22 protein-coding genes and 1 pseudogene are annotated in these 15,767 nt (G+C 48.4%); 22 read left to right on the plus strand and 1 reads right to left on the minus strand.

Going from position 1 to position 15,767, the window contains the following annotated elements:
* Nucleotides 1-38: 38 nt before the first annotated feature.
* Nucleotides 39-335, plus strand: a complete 297-nt coding sequence (locus FEK50_RS21755; RefSeq protein WP_131161717.1) for a hypothetical protein — start codon at nt 39-41, stop codon at nt 333-335.
* A gap of 110 nt (nt 336-445) precedes the next feature.
* On the plus strand, nt 446-1,267 hold the full coding sequence (locus FEK50_RS21760; RefSeq protein WP_131161718.1) for a DUF932 domain-containing protein: 822 nt from the start codon (nt 446-448) through the stop codon (nt 1,265-1,267).
* Between the two features lie 296 nt (nt 1,268-1,563).
* On the opposite strand, the pseudogene FEK50_RS21765 reads toward FEK50_RS21760, so the two are convergent.
* A pseudogene (locus tag FEK50_RS21765) lies at nt 1,564-2,133 on the minus strand (transglycosylase SLT domain-containing protein).
* Between the two features lie 353 nt (nt 2,134-2,486).
* Between FEK50_RS21765 and traM the strand changes: the two are divergent.
* The 20 genes from traM (at nt 2,487) to FEK50_RS21865 (ending at nt 15,709) form a co-directional block, all read left to right on the plus strand.
* Complete coding sequence (traM, locus tag FEK50_RS21770) at nt 2,487-2,870, plus strand: conjugal transfer relaxosome DNA-binding protein TraM (RefSeq protein ID WP_001151533.1); 384 nt, start codon at nt 2,487-2,489, stop codon at nt 2,868-2,870.
* Between the two features lie 190 nt (nt 2,871-3,060).
* The gene (gene traJ, locus FEK50_RS21775) at nt 3,061-3,708 is read left to right on the plus strand and encodes a conjugal transfer transcriptional regulator TraJ (RefSeq protein ID WP_057698287.1); all 648 of its coding nucleotides are present in this window, start codon (nt 3,061-3,063) and stop codon (nt 3,706-3,708) included.
* A gap of 135 nt (nt 3,709-3,843) precedes the next feature.
* A complete protein-coding gene (gene traY, locus FEK50_RS21780) occupies nt 3,844-4,059 on the plus strand; it encodes a conjugal transfer relaxosome protein TraY (RefSeq protein WP_000086381.1) in 216 nt (71 codons plus the stop codon).
* A gap of 42 nt (nt 4,060-4,101) precedes the next feature.
* A complete protein-coding gene (traA, locus tag FEK50_RS21785; RefSeq protein WP_131161719.1) occupies nt 4,102-4,467 on the plus strand; it encodes a type IV conjugative transfer system pilin TraA in 366 nt (121 codons plus the stop codon).
* Nucleotides 4,468-4,481: 14 nt separating this feature from the next.
* Nucleotides 4,482-4,793 (plus strand): type IV conjugative transfer system protein TraL, encoded by a 312-nt coding sequence (gene traL / locus FEK50_RS21790; protein WP_000012118.1) that lies wholly within the window; start codon nt 4,482-4,484, stop codon nt 4,791-4,793.
* Nucleotides 4,794-4,814: 21 nt separating this feature from the next.
* Complete coding sequence (gene traE, locus FEK50_RS21795; RefSeq protein ID WP_045896524.1) at nt 4,815-5,381, plus strand: type IV conjugative transfer system protein TraE; 567 nt, start codon at nt 4,815-4,817, stop codon at nt 5,379-5,381.
* Nucleotides 5,368-6,096 carry a type-F conjugative transfer system secretin TraK gene (gene traK / locus FEK50_RS21800; RefSeq protein ID WP_240780260.1) on the plus strand — a complete coding sequence of 243 codons (729 nt, stop codon included), beginning with the start codon at nt 5,368-5,370 and terminating at the stop codon, nt 6,094-6,096. Before traE ends, traK begins: the two co-directional genes overlap by 14 nt.
* Complete coding sequence (traB, locus tag FEK50_RS21805; protein WP_131161720.1) at nt 6,096-7,523, plus strand: F-type conjugal transfer pilus assembly protein TraB; 1,428 nt, start codon at nt 6,096-6,098, stop codon at nt 7,521-7,523. Before traK ends, traB begins: the two co-directional genes overlap by 1 nt.
* On the plus strand, nt 7,513-8,100 hold the full coding sequence (gene traP, locus FEK50_RS21810) for a conjugal transfer pilus-stabilizing protein TraP (RefSeq protein ID WP_131161721.1): 588 nt from the start codon (nt 7,513-7,515) through the stop codon (nt 8,098-8,100). Before traB ends, traP begins: the two co-directional genes overlap by 11 nt.
* Nucleotides 8,087-8,404: a conjugal transfer protein TrbD gene (locus FEK50_RS21815; RefSeq protein WP_135524311.1), complete on the plus strand. Its 318-nt coding sequence runs from the start codon at nt 8,087-8,089 to the stop codon at nt 8,402-8,404. The genes traP and FEK50_RS21815 overlap by 14 nt, the downstream gene beginning before the upstream one ends.
* Nucleotides 8,404-8,919 carry a type IV conjugative transfer system lipoprotein TraV gene (gene traV, locus FEK50_RS21820; RefSeq protein WP_131161723.1) on the plus strand — a complete coding sequence of 172 codons (516 nt, stop codon included), beginning with the start codon at nt 8,404-8,406 and terminating at the stop codon, nt 8,917-8,919. Before FEK50_RS21815 ends, traV begins: the two co-directional genes overlap by 1 nt.
* A gap of 134 nt (nt 8,920-9,053) precedes the next feature.
* On the plus strand, nt 9,054-9,275 hold the full coding sequence (gene traR / locus FEK50_RS21825; protein ID WP_001278689.1) for a conjugal transfer protein TraR: 222 nt from the start codon (nt 9,054-9,056) through the stop codon (nt 9,273-9,275).
* Nucleotides 9,268-9,741 (plus strand): hypothetical protein, encoded by a 474-nt coding sequence (locus FEK50_RS21830; protein ID WP_131161724.1) that lies wholly within the window; start codon nt 9,268-9,270, stop codon nt 9,739-9,741. The genes traR and FEK50_RS21830 overlap by 8 nt, the downstream gene beginning before the upstream one ends.
* 79 nt (nt 9,742-9,820) lie before the next feature.
* Nucleotides 9,821-10,039: a hypothetical protein gene (locus tag FEK50_RS21835; protein ID WP_032250498.1), complete on the plus strand. Its 219-nt coding sequence runs from the start codon at nt 9,821-9,823 to the stop codon at nt 10,037-10,039.
* Nucleotides 10,040-10,066: 27 nt separating this feature from the next.
* Nucleotides 10,067-10,429: a hypothetical protein gene (locus FEK50_RS21840; protein WP_000836688.1), complete on the plus strand. Its 363-nt coding sequence runs from the start codon at nt 10,067-10,069 to the stop codon at nt 10,427-10,429.
* A gap of 126 nt (nt 10,430-10,555) precedes the next feature.
* Nucleotides 10,556-13,186 (plus strand): type IV secretion system protein TraC, encoded by a 2,631-nt coding sequence (gene traC, locus FEK50_RS21845; protein ID WP_131161725.1) that lies wholly within the window; start codon nt 10,556-10,558, stop codon nt 13,184-13,186.
* Nucleotides 13,183-13,569 (plus strand): type-F conjugative transfer system protein TrbI, encoded by a 387-nt coding sequence (trbI, locus tag FEK50_RS21850; RefSeq protein ID WP_000214098.1) that lies wholly within the window; start codon nt 13,183-13,185, stop codon nt 13,567-13,569. The genes traC and trbI overlap by 4 nt, the downstream gene beginning before the upstream one ends.
* Complete coding sequence (gene traW / locus FEK50_RS21855) at nt 13,566-14,198, plus strand: type-F conjugative transfer system protein TraW (protein WP_131161726.1); 633 nt, start codon at nt 13,566-13,568, stop codon at nt 14,196-14,198. Before trbI ends, traW begins: the two co-directional genes overlap by 4 nt.
* Nucleotides 14,195-15,187, plus strand: coding sequence for a conjugal transfer pilus assembly protein TraU (gene traU, locus FEK50_RS21860; protein ID WP_045896540.1), 993 nt, complete (start codon nt 14,195-14,197; stop codon nt 15,185-15,187). Before traW ends, traU begins: the two co-directional genes overlap by 4 nt.
* A 153-nt stretch (nt 15,188-15,340) precedes the next feature.
* Complete coding sequence (locus tag FEK50_RS21865; RefSeq protein ID WP_131161727.1) at nt 15,341-15,709, plus strand: hypothetical protein; 369 nt, start codon at nt 15,341-15,343, stop codon at nt 15,707-15,709.
* Nucleotides 15,710-15,767: the final 58 nt, after the last annotated feature.

The following is a 15,767-nucleotide window of genomic DNA, read 5'->3' on the forward strand; positions in this document are numbered from 1 at the left end:
GATGATGGGGGCTGAAAACATTAAACACAGGAGGAAACATGAGCGCATTTTCTTTTAACACCACTTATCAGCCAACCGGTGATCAGCAGAAAGACGCAATCGCACAAATCGGGATCATGCAGAATCGTACCGTTCAGGCAAATCTTGCATATCAGAGCTGCCGGGATTCTGGTGCACTCTTTAAGGTGCTCCACCAGGTCAATAATGAGCTGCATGACTTACTGGATAGCCTGGAGAATCATACTCCTCTTGTCAGAAAAAAGGCTGATGAGTTGATCGCGCTGTTACTGCTTTTCACCCGGCAGGTTGGTCAGTCCCGAACTGACCTGATTTGATGGTCCTTCCCCTCGGAATTGTTGTCTTTTTGTTAACGATAACCGAGGAGGGATGATATTAAGCGAAAAAATTTTTATTAATTTTATGCCTTCATAAAGGAGTTACTGTTATGCGATTAGCTTCCCGTTTTGGTCGATATAATTCTATTCGCCGTGAGCGCCCGTTAACGGATGACGAATTAATGCAGTTTGTTCCATCTGTCTTTTCTGGTGATAAACATGAATCCCGGAGTGAGCGTTATACATATATCCCAACCATCAATATCATCAATAAATTACGTGATGAAGGTTTCCAGCCGTTCTTTGCCTGTCAGAGTCGGGTTCGTGATTTGGGTCGCCGCGAATACAGTAAACATATGTTACGTCTTCGCAGGGAAGGGCATATTAACGGGAAAGAAGTTCCTGAAATTACCCTGCTTAATTCACATGATGGTTCATCCAGTTATCAGATGATCCCCGGAATTTTTCGTTTTGTCTGCACAAATGGCCTGGTGTGCGGGAATAATTTTGGCGAAATCCGCGTTCCACATAAAGGTGATATTGTCGGGCAGGTTATTGAGGGAGCGTATGAAGTGCCCGGTGTCTTTGATAAAGTCACTGAAAATATGGAGACAATGAAAGAGATACATCTTAACAGTGACGAGCAACATTTATTTGGCAGAGCTGCATTGATGGTCAGGTATGAAGATGAAAATAAAACGCCAGTGACGCCTGAACAAATAATTACTCCCCGCCGTTGGGAGGATAAACAGAACGATCTCTGGACGACCTGGCAGCGGGTTCAGGAGAATATGATAAAAGGTGGATTATCGGGGCGAAGTGCCTCCGGTAAAAATACCAGGACAAGAGCCATTACAGGCATTGACGGTGATATCCGAATCAACAAAGCATTATGGATGATTGCCGAACAGTTCAGGGAGTGGAAGTCATGATAATATAAGTAAAGTCCCGAAAAATTTTTCGGGACTTTACTTATATTATCATCCTGCGGCATTGCTATGTCGTCTGATATGCCTCAATTTCATCAACTGGCTTTTCGGTAGTCTGTAAATATTGTGCCCGCGAAAAATGGTCTGGCAGGAGGCTGCGCAGTTACCGGATATATATAAGATGGGTTCCCGCTTTGCGGGGCTTCGGCCAGTCAGCATTATCACTCATATGATATTTTTGTGTGTGGCCTTCCATGCCGCTGTCGCGGCATAACCAGTATTTGATAATGTATACAATATTAATTGTTCTGCACACTGTTAATTTGGGGAAGTGATTTCTTCGTGGTCGGAACCTGGATGCCTTTACTGCTCTTTATCCCGGTATAGATCCGGTAAACGTCTGATGCATAGGCAAGACGCCTCCGGTTCTGGCGTTCACTCTTTTTGAATCCGGCATTGTATGCACCAACGGCTTCCCAGGATACGCCCCATTTTTTAAATGCTATTGCCAGATAATAGGCACCTGTATAAATGTTCATGCAGGGATCTGTTGTCAGATGTTCTGGCTTAATTCCGTAGCGGGCCAGTTCGTTAAAATGCTGGGAGTCTACTTGCATCAATCCGCTGCCATATCCCGTTACCGGATTAATACCAATGGCATTAACCCGGTAACGGGATTCTTTCCATGATATCGCTCTCAGTAAATCCGGGTCTATTTTGTAATCCCGGCCTGCAAGATCAAAACAATCGGCGGCTTCGCAGATCCCACTTATAAACATCAGGCAGATTGCTAACATCCACTTTTTCATTTTTTCACCTCTGGTGACATTATCCGGAAATAATTTAACCTACTCCACAATAAGGCTCAACTAGTTGGTGGTTCTCACCACCAAAAGCACCACACCCCACGCAAAAACAAGTTTTTGCTGATTTATCTTTAATATCATTGAGTTGTATTTGTGGATTTATATTGTTTAAATCTGATTTATTTAAAGCAGCGTCGTTAACGCAGCTACAGCAACGCGCCGACACCGCTTTGTAGGGGTGGTACTGACTATTTTTATAAAAAACATTATTTTATATTAGGGGTGCTGCTAGCGGCGCGGTGTGTTTTTTTATAGGATACCGTCAGGGGCGCTGCTAGCGGTGCGTCCCTGTTTGCACTATGAATTCTAGTGTTTCGAAATTAACTTTGTTTTATGTTTAAAAAAGGTAATATCTAATGGCTAAGGTGAATCTGTATATCAGCAATGATGCTTATGAAAAAATAAATGCGATTATTGAAAAACGTCGACAGGAGGGGGCGAGAGAAAAAGATGTCAGTTTTTCAGCAACGGCTTCAATGCTTCTTGAACTGGGTCTTCGTGTATATGAGGCTCAGATGGAGCGCAAAGAGTCTGCATTTAATCAGGCAGAGTTTAATAAACTTCTTCTTGAATGTGTTGTAAAAACGCAGTCAACAGTGGCAAAGATTTTAGGTATTGAGTCTCTTAGCCCTCATGTTTCCGGAAACCCGAAGTTTGAATATGCCAATATGGTTGAAGATATCAGAGAGAAGGTGTCGGTTGAGATGGAAAGGTTCTTTCCAAAAAATGATGATGAATAAAGGGAAATAAATTTTGACTTTGTTCAAATATCAGAGTTTTTTATGGTTCGAACTGATGACAATAATCAGAATAATTAGTATATTGATTACGTGGTTAATGCCACGTTAAAAATTGAAACTGAAAATCGCCGATGCAGGGAGCAGCCACTCCCTGCATCGACTGTCCATAGAATCCTTAACGGAGGTTCCTATGTGTGCGATGGATCGTAGAGAAAGAGCACTCATCAGTCAATTGCATTTCCCTCATAGTCTTGGAGAGGCTATTTCGTTTTTAAAATATCCTGTATGTATCCGCTTCGAAGATGGTTCTTTTATTAAGGAAAATAACTGCTTTGAAAAACTTATCAGATCGTCCTTTAATTCATGTGATGAATGGTTTGATAGTTTAACGTTGGAATGTAAATTACAGTTATCCAGAGCAGAGATTGAATCATGCTCTTCTATTTATGGTGTAAATTGTAATAATGACATATTACTTAATAATACGTTATGGAGTGTGATCATAGAAAGTGTTATAACACCATGCGGCTATTTCTTCATCTGGAGGTTTATTTGGGTAGCAAATGATAATCTGTCATCGTTTGTTGTGTCTAAATACTCCAATGAATTAATTGTACCCTCTGATGAATATGTAGGCATTGAGCCATATCTGATAGGGTTTAGCCATCATTATTCATCAGCAAAGATGAACATCACTGTGTCTAAATCAAAGAAGAAAACCATGAAATTATTTAAACGATATGGATTTAGTTCTAGAGATCTCTGGTTGGATGAAATGATTAGAACGGAAAAGATACTTCCTTTATATGCTAAAGTAAAAGAAATATTGGGAAGATAAGCTGTTAACTTTTTGTTACTTTGCGGGAACCATTGGTTCCCGTTTTTGTTAATATAATTTACTCTATTTTTGTTTTCATTAAAGATGATTTATATGATTATATTTTATTATCTCAAGTAATTATGCGGAGGGAACGTGAGCAGAGGGAGAACCAGAGCCGCACCAGGTAACAAAGTCTTATTAATACTGGATGAGACAACTAATCAGAAACTTTTAGCAGCCAGGGATCGTAGCGGAAGAACAAAAACTAATGAGGTGTTCATTAGACTAAAAGATCATCTCAATCGTTTTCCCGACTTTTATAATGCATCTTTAGTAAAGGAGGAAGCTGAAGACATAGACGATATATAAAGAGTTTTATTTTTTACTATCAATATTAAACAGAGGAATCATATGGACGCCGTTTTAAGTGTTCAGGGTGCTTCTGCGCCCGTCAAAAAGAAGTCGTTTTTTTCTAAATTCACTCGTCTGAATATGCTTCGCCTGGCTCGCGCTGTGATCCCGGCTGCTGTTCTGATGATGTTCTTCCCGCAGCTGGCGATGGCCGCTGGCAGCAGTGGGCAGGACCTGATGCAGAGTGGTAACTCCACGGTTAAGGCGACCTTCGGTAAGGACTCCAGTGTTGTTAAATGGGTCATTCTGGCTGAAGTTCTGGTCGGTGCGGTCATGTACATGATGACCAAAAACGTCAAGTTCCTGGCCGGTTTTGCCATCGTATCTGTATTTGTTAATGTGGGTATGACCGTTGTTGGTCTCTGACAGGAAATAAAACGATGTCGGGAGACGAGAATAAACTTAAAAAGTATCGTTTCCCGGAAACATTGACCAACCAGAGCCGCTGGTTCGGCCTACCGCTGGATGAACTCATCCCCGCAGTAATCTGTATTGGGTGGGGAATGATGACATCAAAATATCTGTTCGGTATTGGTGCAGCGGTTCTGGTTTATTTCGGGATTAAGAAACTGAAAAAAGGGCGGGGCAGTTCCTGGTTACGTGACCTGATTTACTGGTATATGCCAACAGCCCTGCTGCGCGGTATTTTTCATAATGTTCCCGATTCGTGTTTCCGGCAGTGGATTAAATAGAACTGATACCAGGATTGTTATATGGAGCACGGTGCCCGTTTAAGTACCAGTCGTGTAATGGCCATCGCCTTTATATTTATGTCATTGCTTATTGTTCTCAGCCTCTCTGTGAATGTCATTCAGGGGGTGAATAATTACCGTCTTCAGAATGAGCAACGCACTGCTGTGACGCCAATGGCATTTAATGCCCCCTTTGCCGTGTCGCAGAACAGTGCCGATGCCTCTTATTTACAGCAGATGGCGTTGTCATTTATTGCCCTTCGCCTGAATGTTTCATCAGAAACTGTCGATGCCTCACATCAGGCGCTTCTGCAATATATCCGCCCGGGCGCACAGAACCAGATGAAAGTTATTCTGGCTGAAGAAGCGAAGCGTATTAAAAACGATAACGTGAACTCAGCCTTTTTCCAGACCAGTGTTCGTGTCTGGCCTCAGTATGGCCGTGTGGAAATTCGTGGTGTGCTTAAAACCTGGATTGGTGATTCAAAACCTTTCACTGATATCAAACATTACATCCTTATTCTGAAGCGGGAAAACGGGGTGACCTGGCTGGATAATTTCGGGGAAACAGACGATGAGAAAAAATAATACAGCAATAATATTCGGCGGCCTGTTTTTTTCCTGCAGCGTGATGGCCGGAGCCGGTACACTGGCCCCCACCGTGGTGCCAATGGTGAATGGTGGGCAGGCCAGTATTGCCATCAGCAATACCAGCCCGAATCTGTTTACTGTTCCCGGTGACCGGATTATCGCCGTGAACAGTCTGGATGGTGCCCTGACCAATAATGAGCAGACCGCCTCCGGCGGTGTGGTGGTGGCCACCGTCAACAAAAAGCCCTTTACGTTCATTCTGGAAACAGAACGTGGTCTTAACCTATCCATCCAGGCCGTTCCCCGTGAAGGCGCGGGGCGTACCATTCAGCTGGTCAGTGACCTGCGCGGAACCGGAGAAGAAGCCGGTGCATGGGAAACATCCACGCCTTACGAATCCCTGCTTGTGACCATCAGCCAGGCCGTTCGTGGCGGAAAATTACCCGCAGGCTGGTATCAGGTCCCGGTGACAAAGGAAACCCTGCAGGCCCCGGCGGGGCTGTCTTCAGTGGCGGATGCCGTATGGACGGGGAATCACCTGAAGATGGTCCGCTTTGCCGTGGAAAATAAAACGCTGTCTGCCCTGAATATCCGGGAAAGTGACTTCTGGCAGCCGGGAACCCGTGCCGTGATGTTCAGCCAGCCTGCCAGCCAGTTACTGGCAGGTACGCGCATGGATGTGTATGTCATCCGTGACGGGGAGGGCAACTGATGGCCAGTATCAACACTATTGTGAAACGCAAACAGTACCTGTGGCTGGGGATTGTGGTTATTGGTGCAGCCTCCGCGATTGGTGGTGCGCTGTATCTGTCTGATGTGGACATGTCCGGTAACGGTGAAACCGTGGCTGAACAGGAGCCTGTGCCGGATATGACCGGTGTGGTGGATACGACCTTTGATGACAAGGTGCGTCAGCATGCCACCACAGAGATGCAGGTGACGGCAGCGCAGATGCAGAAGCAGTATGAGGAAATCCGTCGTGAGCTGGATGTTCTGAACAAACAGCGCGGTGATGACCAGCGTCGTATTGAAAAGCTGGGACAGGACAATGCCGCCCTGGCAGAGCAGGTGAAAGCCCTGGGTGCAAATCCTGTCACCGCAACCGGAGAACCAGTACCGCAGATGCCAGCCTCACCGCCCGGCCCGGAAGGCGAACCACAGCCAGGAAACACACCCGTATCCTTCCCGCCGCAGGGCAGCGTTGCTGTTCCACCGCCGACGGCGTTTTATCCCGGGAATGGTGTCACGCCACCACCACAGGTGACGTACCAGTCTGTGCCGGTGCCTAACCGGATACAGCGTAAGGTGTTTACCCGTAATGAGGGAAAACAGGGACCATCACTGCCGTACATTCCGTCAGGAAGTTTTGCGAAAGCCATGCTGATTGAAGGGGCGGATGCCAATGCCTCTGTCACCGGTAATGAATCCACGGTGCCGATGCAGCTGCGTATCACCGGCCTGGTGGAAATGCCGAACAGCAAGACGTATGACGCAACGGGATGTTTTGTGGGTCTGGAAGCCTGGGGGGATGTGTCCAGTGAGCGTGCCATTGTACGCACCCGCAATATCAGTTGCCTGAAGGACGGCAAAACTATTGATATGCCGATTAAGGGGCATGTCAGCTTCCGGGGTAAAAACGGTATCAAGGGTGAAGTGGTAATGCGTAACGGCAAAATCCTCGGCTGGGCATGGGGCGCGGGATTTGTTGATGGTATCGGTCAGGGAATGGAGCGCGCCTCTCAGCCGGCGGTTGGGCTGGGGGCTACTGCCGCTTACGGGGCAGGCGATGTCCTGAAAATGGGTATCGGTGGAGGCGCATCGAAAGCCGCACAGACGCTCAGTGACTACTACATCAAACGTGCCGAGCAGTATCACCCGGTGATACCGATTGGTGCGGGCAACGAAGTGACCGTGGTGTTCCAGGACGGCTTCCAGCTGAAAACCGTGGAAGAGATGGCGCTGGAACGCACGCAGAGCAGAGCGGAAGAAGACAATCCGGAAAGTCCGGTTCCTGTTCCGCCATCAGCTGAAAGTCATCTTAACGGCTTTAATACTGACCAGATGCTGAAGCAGCTGGGCAACCTGAATCCGCAGCAGTTTATGTCCGGCAGCCTGGGAGGGGGCAACGATGGCAAATAATATGTCACTCCGTCAGATATGCCATGCCACCCGGTATGTTGTTGTCCGGGGCCTGTGTTGGTTGTTCTGGTGTCTGAAATACGCCGTCATTCTGCCGCTGGCCACAATGGCTCTGCTGGCGTTACTGGTTTTATGGAAGGACAACACCACACCGGGAAAATTGCTGGTTCAGGAGATCGAGTATGTAAGGGACAGAACGCCAGCCGGGCTATATCCGGTCCGATACTGCTCGAACAGTTTTGGTTCCGATTTAGCGATGCCTCCGTCTGTAACGTGCGGTTTTCGCCGGGGGGATGCTGCAGAATATGTCAGGGAGACTGATCGGTCTCTGATGCAACTGGTCACCGCATTATGGGCAACGCTGGCCCTGATGTATGTCTCGCTGGCGGTGATCTCCGGAAAATATCCTGTGCGACCCGGAAAAATGAAATGTGTCCGGGTGGCAACTGCAGATGAACATCTGAAGGAAGTTCTTACGGAAGATACTTCCCTGTCGGAAAAAATCAGGAAATGCCATGTTTATTTCCCTGATGACAGGACAAACAGAAACAACGGAGATAAAAATGAACATGCGTAATATTAATATTATTACTGCACGCTCTGTACCGGATAAAAGCGTATCAGATGATTTTATGAATGCTGTTCTTGGTAACTGCACCACAAGAATCGTACTTCCTGCACAGAAGGAATTCGGTTCTGAATCATTGCCGCACAATTTTAATATGGCAGCTGTCGGTGTGATGAAGAAGGGTATGTCGATGAGCTTATTTTCTTCTCCGGGAAATACAGTAGTCTTCGGACAACCCTGTGCAGGGAAAACAAATCTGACAGCAGAGTTAATTTCTGCTGTTGTGGGGAATAATAAAAAAGGAGAAGGGTAATGAAAAAGATTTCTTTATTTATTCCTCTGCTGGGGACGTTATTACTTTCTGGCTGTGCCGGAACTAATACGGAATTTGAGTGTAACGCCACCACATCAGATACCTGTATGACGATGGAGCAGGCTAATGAGAAAGCCAAAAAACTGGAGCAGACCTCAGAGGCAAAGCCGGTTGCGGCATCACTGCCGCGCCTGGCTGAAGGGAACTTCCGGACAATGCCGGTGCAGACCGTCACCGCGATCACTCCGTCCGGTAGCAGACCTGCGGTGACGGCACTTCCTGAGCAGAAACTGCTGGCACCACGCCCGCTGTTTACCGCTGCCCGGGAAGTGAAAACGGTCGTTCCGGTCAGTTCAGTTGCGCCGGTAACACCTCCCCGCCCGCTAAGAACGGGTGAGCAGACGGCAGCATTATGGATAGCGCCTTATATTGATAATCAGGATGTTTATCATCAGCCATCCAGTGTGTTTTTTGTTATTAAACCGTCTGCGTGGGGAAAACCACGTATTAATTAACTGGCCCTGAAGTTGTATATCAGCCGGCAATGCCGGCGGGCTTTCTGTATTCAAAATCTGCCTGTAAAACGAGTGCCCTGTGCGTGAAAAGGGATGGGCGGTAGCGTGTCAGAACATGTCGGGAGGAATATTCCGTGAGTGATGAAGCCGATGAAGCATATTCAGTAACAGAACAACTGACCATGACAGGAATAAACCGGATACGCCAGAAAATAAATGCTCATGGTATTCCTGTTTATCTCTGTGAAGCATGCGGAAATCCTATTCCGGAAGCCCGGCGGAAAATATTTCCCGGTGTGACGTTATGTGTTGAATGTCAGGCGTATCAGGAAAGGCAGAGGAAACACTATGCATAAATCAGAAACTGAAAAAATAGATTCTATTCTGGATGAACATCAACGGATACATCGCAGACATAACCGAATAGATAACATCCTGGCGTTTTGTGCGTGTATTGCATGGATTCCCTGTATTATTGCTGCGTTCGGCGTTGATGGTATATATCTGAAAATCCTGTTTGCGGTCCTTGCCTGCTGTGGTGCGGTATGCTTTTTTATTTTCTTCTTCACCCTCCTGCCGGAATCACTCATGGTCCTCAGCCGTCAGAGTCTGCTTCAGCTTATGCGTCTGACTGAAGACGTACCGGATGCGAGACAGGAACTGCTTAACCGTCTGCTGTCCGGTAAAAAACTGACTGGTCGGGATGAAAAGGATATCCGGCGTCTCTGGCAGGAGAAAGTGGATGCAATGCAGGAGTCTGCCACCCGTCAGCGTGAACAGGATACCATCCGGAAGTTTGCTGAAGAGAGTAAATCTGAATGAAAATCTGCTGTGTTTTATAACCTCATAAGTTAACTGAAGGAATATTCAATGATTAATATTTAACTGGAGGTAATAAAGAATGCATACCTTTATCTTTCTTGTGCTGATGAAAAATGTTGGCGGTGGTGGTATCTGGAATATTACACCCATGCCAAATACGGATGTATGTGTACAGATCCTTCGGAGAATAGAAGCGCGTGGAGGCAGGGGCTTAGGAAATACAGGGGAGTGTATTGAAGTTAAAACAAATGAACCTTTGAACAACGTGATGGAAACACTGAATGGTGGTGGGCAATGAGTGCTTACTGCTTCGAAGGAAAATGAAATGAAGTCGATATATTTAAAATCTGTTCTGGCTTTTATATTTGTTGGCGTTATGGCTATGTTGATATGTGGTCTTTTTTACAATGATTACCTTGAGCAACAACCTGCAACACCAGAACAACTGACAGAGATTACACAGGATACCCCCTGTGCAGCAGAAGCATTTAAGGAAGCTATTAAGTCTGACACATCTGATTATCAGCCTGAACCTTTAAGTCTTGGTAAGGCAAAAGAGCTTGCATCAGCGTGTAGAGAAAGAAACGAAATGGCAGAGGTGAAACGGGTAAGAGAAAACGAGCGCAATAAGATACGCGAAAAACAACTTCAGGCATTAAATGATGCTCATTCAGTAAAGGAACGTTAATCCTGATTTCCTGTTAAAAGCCTCCATCTCTTATTTGTGCTGTGGTTTTTAGAATGGCACTGCGTGATATATCCACGGCCCACAGACTGATATTTTCCTTTTTTAAACGCACTAAGGAATACTCATATGAGTAATAACCCACTTGAGGCCGTCACTCAGGCGGTTAATTCACTGCTGACTGCGCTTAAATTACCGGATGAATCCTCTCAGGCTAATCAGATCCTCGGTGAGATGAGCTTCCCGCAGTTCAGCCGTCTGCTGCCGTACCGTGATTACAACCAGGAGTCCGGCCTGTTCATGAATGACACCACGATGGGCTTTATGCTGGAAGCCATTCCCATCAATGGTGCGAATGAGTCCATTGTGGAGGCGCTCGATCATATGCTGCGCACCAAACTGCCGCGCGGTATTCCGTTGTGTATCCATCTGATGTCCAGTCAGCTGGTTGGTGACAGGATTGAATACGGGCTGCGTGAGTTCTCCTGGTCAGGTGAACAGGCTGAACGGTTTAACGCCATTACCCGTGCCTATTATATGAAAGCGGCAGCGACACAGTTCCCGCTGCCGGAGGGGATGAATCTGCCCCTGACCCTGCGCCATTACCGGGTGTTTATCTCGTACTGTTCTCCCTCGAAGAAAAAAAGCCGGGCCGACATTCTGGAAATGGAAAACCTGGTGAAAATCATCCGGGCGTCGTTACAGGGGGCCAGTATCACCACACAGACGGTGGATGCACAGGCCTTTATCGATATTGTCGGGGAGATGATTAACCATAATCCGGACTCCCTGTACCCGAAAAGACGTCAGCTGGACCCGTATTCTGATCTGAATTATCAGTGTGTGGAGGACAGTTTTGATCTGAAAGTCCGGGCTGATTACCTGACGCTGGGCCTGCGTGAGAACGGCAGGAACAGCACGGCCCGCATCCTGAATTTCCATCTGGCCCGTAACCCGGAAATCGCCTTCCTGTGGAACATGGCCGACAACTACAGCAACCTGCTGAACCCGGAACTGTCCATCTCCTGTCCGTTCATCCTGACGCTGACTCTGGTGGTGGAAGACCAGGTGAAAACCCACAGCGAAGCCAACCTGAAGTACATGGACCTGGAGAAAAAGTCGAAGACCTCCTATGCCAAATGGTTTCCGTCCGTGGAGAAAGAGGCGAAGGAGTGGGGGGAACTGCGTCAGCGGCTGGGCTCCGGTCAGTCCTCTGTCGTGTCCTACTTCCTCAACATCACAGCCTTCTGCAAGGACAATAATGAAACGGCACTGGAAGTAGAGCAGGACATCCTGAACAGCTTCCGTAAAAACGGTTTTGAGCTGATTTCACCGCGCTTTAACCACATGCGCAATTTCCTGACCTGTCTGCCCTTTATGGCCGGGAAAGGGTTGTTTAAACAACTGAAAGAGGCCGGAGTGGTTCAGCGCGCAGAGAGCTTTAATGTTGCCAACCTGATGCCGTTAGTGGCGGATAATCCCCTGACACCGGCAGGTCTGCTGGCACCCACCTACCGTAACCAGCTGGCGTTTATCGATATTTTCTTCCGGGGGATGAATAACACCAACTACAACATGGCGGTCTGTGGCACCTCCGGGGCCGGTAAAACCGGGCTGATACAGCCACTTATCCGCAGCGTGCTGGACTCCGGGGGCTTTGCCGTGGTGTTCGATATGGGGGATGGCTACAAGTCCCTGTGTGAGAACATGGGGGGCGTATATCTGGACGGTGAAACCCTGCGCTTTAACCCGTTTGCGAACATCACCGATATTGACCAGTCAGCGGAGCGTGTCCGCGACCAGTTGTCGGTGATGGCCAGCCCCAACGGTAACCTGGATGAAGTGCATGAAGGTCTGCTGCTGCAGGCCGTCAGGGCCTCCTGGCTGGCCAAAAAGAACCAGGCGCGTATTGATGATGTGGTGGATTTCCTGAAAAACGCCCGTGATAACGACCAGTATGCCGAGTCACCGACCATCCGCAGCCGTCTGGACGAAATGATTGTGCTGCTTGACCAGTACACTGCCAACGGCACTTACGGCCAGTATTTTAACTCTGATGAGCCGTCCCTGCGGGATGACGCAAAAATGGTGGTGCTGGAGCTGGGCGGACTGGAAGACCGTCCGTCACTGTTGGTTGCGGTGATGTTCTCCCTGATTATCTACATCGAGAACAGGATGTACCGCACGCCGCGTAACCTCAAGAAACTGAACGTTATTGATGAAGGCTGGCGTCTGCTGGACTTCAAAAATCACAAGGTCGGTGAATTTATTGAGAAAGGTTACCGTACCGCCCGCCGTCATACCGGTGCCTATATCACCATCACACAGAACATCGTCGACTTTGACTCTGACAAAGCCTCCAGTGCGGCCCGTGCAGCATGGGGTAACTCCTCCTACAAAATTATCCTCAAACAGAGTGCGAAGGAGTTCGCGAAATACAACCAGCTGTATCCGGACCAGTTCCAGCCACTGCAGCGCGACATGATTGGTAAGTTCGGTGCGGCCAAAGACCAGTGGTTCAGTTCCTTCCTGTTGCAGGTGGAAAACCATTCCTCCTGGCACCGCCTGTTTGTGGACCCGTTAAGCCGTGCCATGTACAGCTCTGACGGCCCGGATTTTGAGTTTGTGCAGCAGAAACGTAAAGAGGGGCTGAGTATTCATGAGGCAGTGTGGCAGCTGGCGTGGAAGAAGTCTGGGCCGGAGATGGCTTCGCTGGAAGCCTGGCTGGAAGAACATGAGAAATACAGGAGTGTTGCATGACCACAACGCAAAAAACGACTGATGTTACAGCCCGTCGACGCAGCCACTGGTGGTGGACGGTACCGGGATGCCTGGCAATGGTGTTACTGAATGCGGCCGTCAGTTACGGCATTGTCAGACTGAACGCACCGGTGACTGTCGCCTTCAACATGAAACAGACCGTGGATGCGTTTTTTGACAGCGCCAGTCAGAAACAACTGTCAGAAGCACAGTCAAAAGCCCTTTCAGCGCGTTTTAACACGGCACTGGAAGCCAGCCTGCAGGCATGGCAGCAGAAGCACCACGCGGTCATTCTGGTGTCGCCTGCTGTGGTACAGGGGGCACCGGATATCACCCGGGAAATCCAGCAGGATATTGCCCGGCGGATGAGGGCAGAGCCATGAGATGCCGGGGGCTGATTGCCCTGCTGATATGGGGGCAGAGTGTGGCCGCCGCCGATCTTGGCACCTGGGGCGATTTGTGGCCGGTGCAGGAGCCGGACATGCTGACGGTGATCATGCAGCGCCTGACGGCACTGGAGCAGTCCGGTGAGATGGGCCGGAAAATGGATGCCTTTAAGGAGCGGGTGATCCGCAACAGCCTGCGGCCCCCTGCCGTGCCCGGTATCGGACGCACGGAAAAATACAGCAGCCGGTTGTTTGACCCGTCCGTCAGACTGGCTGCGGATATCCGGGATAACGAAGGGCGGGTGTTTGCCCGTCAGGGAGAAGTGATGAATCCGCTGCAGTATGTCCCTTTTAACCAGACGCTGTATTTCATCAATGGCGATGATCCGGCGCAGGTGGCCTGGATGAAACGCCAGACGCCGCCCACACTGGAGAGCAAAATTATCCTGGTGCAGGGCAGTATCCCGGAGATGCAGAAAGCACTGGACAGCCGTGTTTACTTTGACCAGAACGGTGTGCTTTGCCAGCGCCTCGGCATCGATCAGGTCCCGGCACGGGTGAGCGCCGTTCCCGGCGATCGCTTCCTGAAGGTGGAATTTATTCCGGCAGAGGAGGGCAGAAAATGAAGCGAAGCCTGTGGCTGCTGATGTTATTCCTTCTCGCCGGTCATGTCCCTGCGGCGTCAGCGGAGTCTGCCTGTGAGGGGCGTTTTGTAAACCCGATCACGGATATCTGCTGGAGCTGTATTTTCCCGCTCTCGCTGGGCAGTATCAAAGTCAGTCAGGGTAAGGTCCCCGACACGGCGAACCCGTCGATGCCCATTCAGATTTGTCCGGCACCGCCGCCGCTGTTCAGGCGTATCGGGCTGGCCATTGGTTACTGGGAGCCGATGGCGCTGACGGACGTCACCCGGTCACCGGGATGTATGGTTAATCTGGGCTTCAGCCTGCCGGCTTTTGGTAAAACGGCACAGGGAACAGCGAAAAAGGATGAGAAGCAGGTGAACGGGGCGTTCTATCACGTTCACTGGTACAAATACCCGCTGACGTACTGGCTTAACATCATCACATCGCTGGGCTGTCTGGAAGGTGGTGACCTGGATATCGCTTATCTTTCTGAAATTGACCCCACCTGGACGGACAGCAGCCTGACCACCATTCTCAATCCGGAAGCTGTCATCTTTGCCAATCCGATAGCACAGGGGGCCTGTGCAGCAGATGCCATTGCCAGTGCCTTTAACATGCCCATTGATGCCCTGTTCTGGTGTGCCGGTTCGCAGGGAAGTATGTACCCGTTTAATGGCTGGGTGAGTAATGAGTCCAGTCCGTTGCAGTCCTCCCTGCTGGTCAGTGAACGCATGGCGTTCAAGCTGCACCGTCAGGGCATGATTATGGAAACCATCGGGAAAAATAACGCCGTCTGTAATGAATATCCGTCCCCAATCCTGCCCAAAGAACGCTGGCGTTATCAGATGGTGAATATGTATCCGGACAGCGGACAGTGCCACCCGTTCGGGCGCAGCGTGACCCGCTGGGAAACCGGGAAAAATCCACCCAACACAAAGAAAAACTTCGGCTACCTGATGTGGCGTAAACGCAACTGTGTATTTCTGTGAATGTAAAAAGGATGCTGAAGGAGGACTTAGAAGCAAATAAAAATATTAAGTAAATTAATTAAATTAAGAAACGATGTCAGTGTCATTTGAGTGCTTATATGTAAGTAACATGAAATCAATCGTTAATATATCAATGCCAAGAAGGTGAAAATAATGCAGGAATTAATGCAAAATATTGCAATATGGATGATGGAAAAACAATATGGTGAGACCACCAATGGTAGCATTCTGGTATATGGGCTGGTTTTTCTCTCTGTAATATCAGATGCTTTTTACTACTTGTTTTTTAAGTTTAGAGACGAAACGCCTGTTAAGGGATTCGGGAGTTCTGTTATCTTTGTGGGGATAGGCTATGTGTTATCTGGAATTGTGATAAAGAGATATATAAGTATTTATGGTGGAACTTATGAAATGACACCGGTTCAGTATATGAATTGTATTCTCCCACAGATTATATTGCCTGTTCTGGCTATTCTTTTGATATCCTTCTTGTTTTACACAACTCTGAAAATGTCTGAATAAACAGTCATGTATTGACGACCGGGGGTGTCAGGTATTCTTAATAATGCATTGCTGTGAA

Origin of the sequence: Escherichia sp. E2586 (assembly GCF_005781105.1) — a bacterium.
Classification (GTDB): Bacteria; Pseudomonadota; Gammaproteobacteria; order Enterobacterales; family Enterobacteriaceae; genus Escherichia.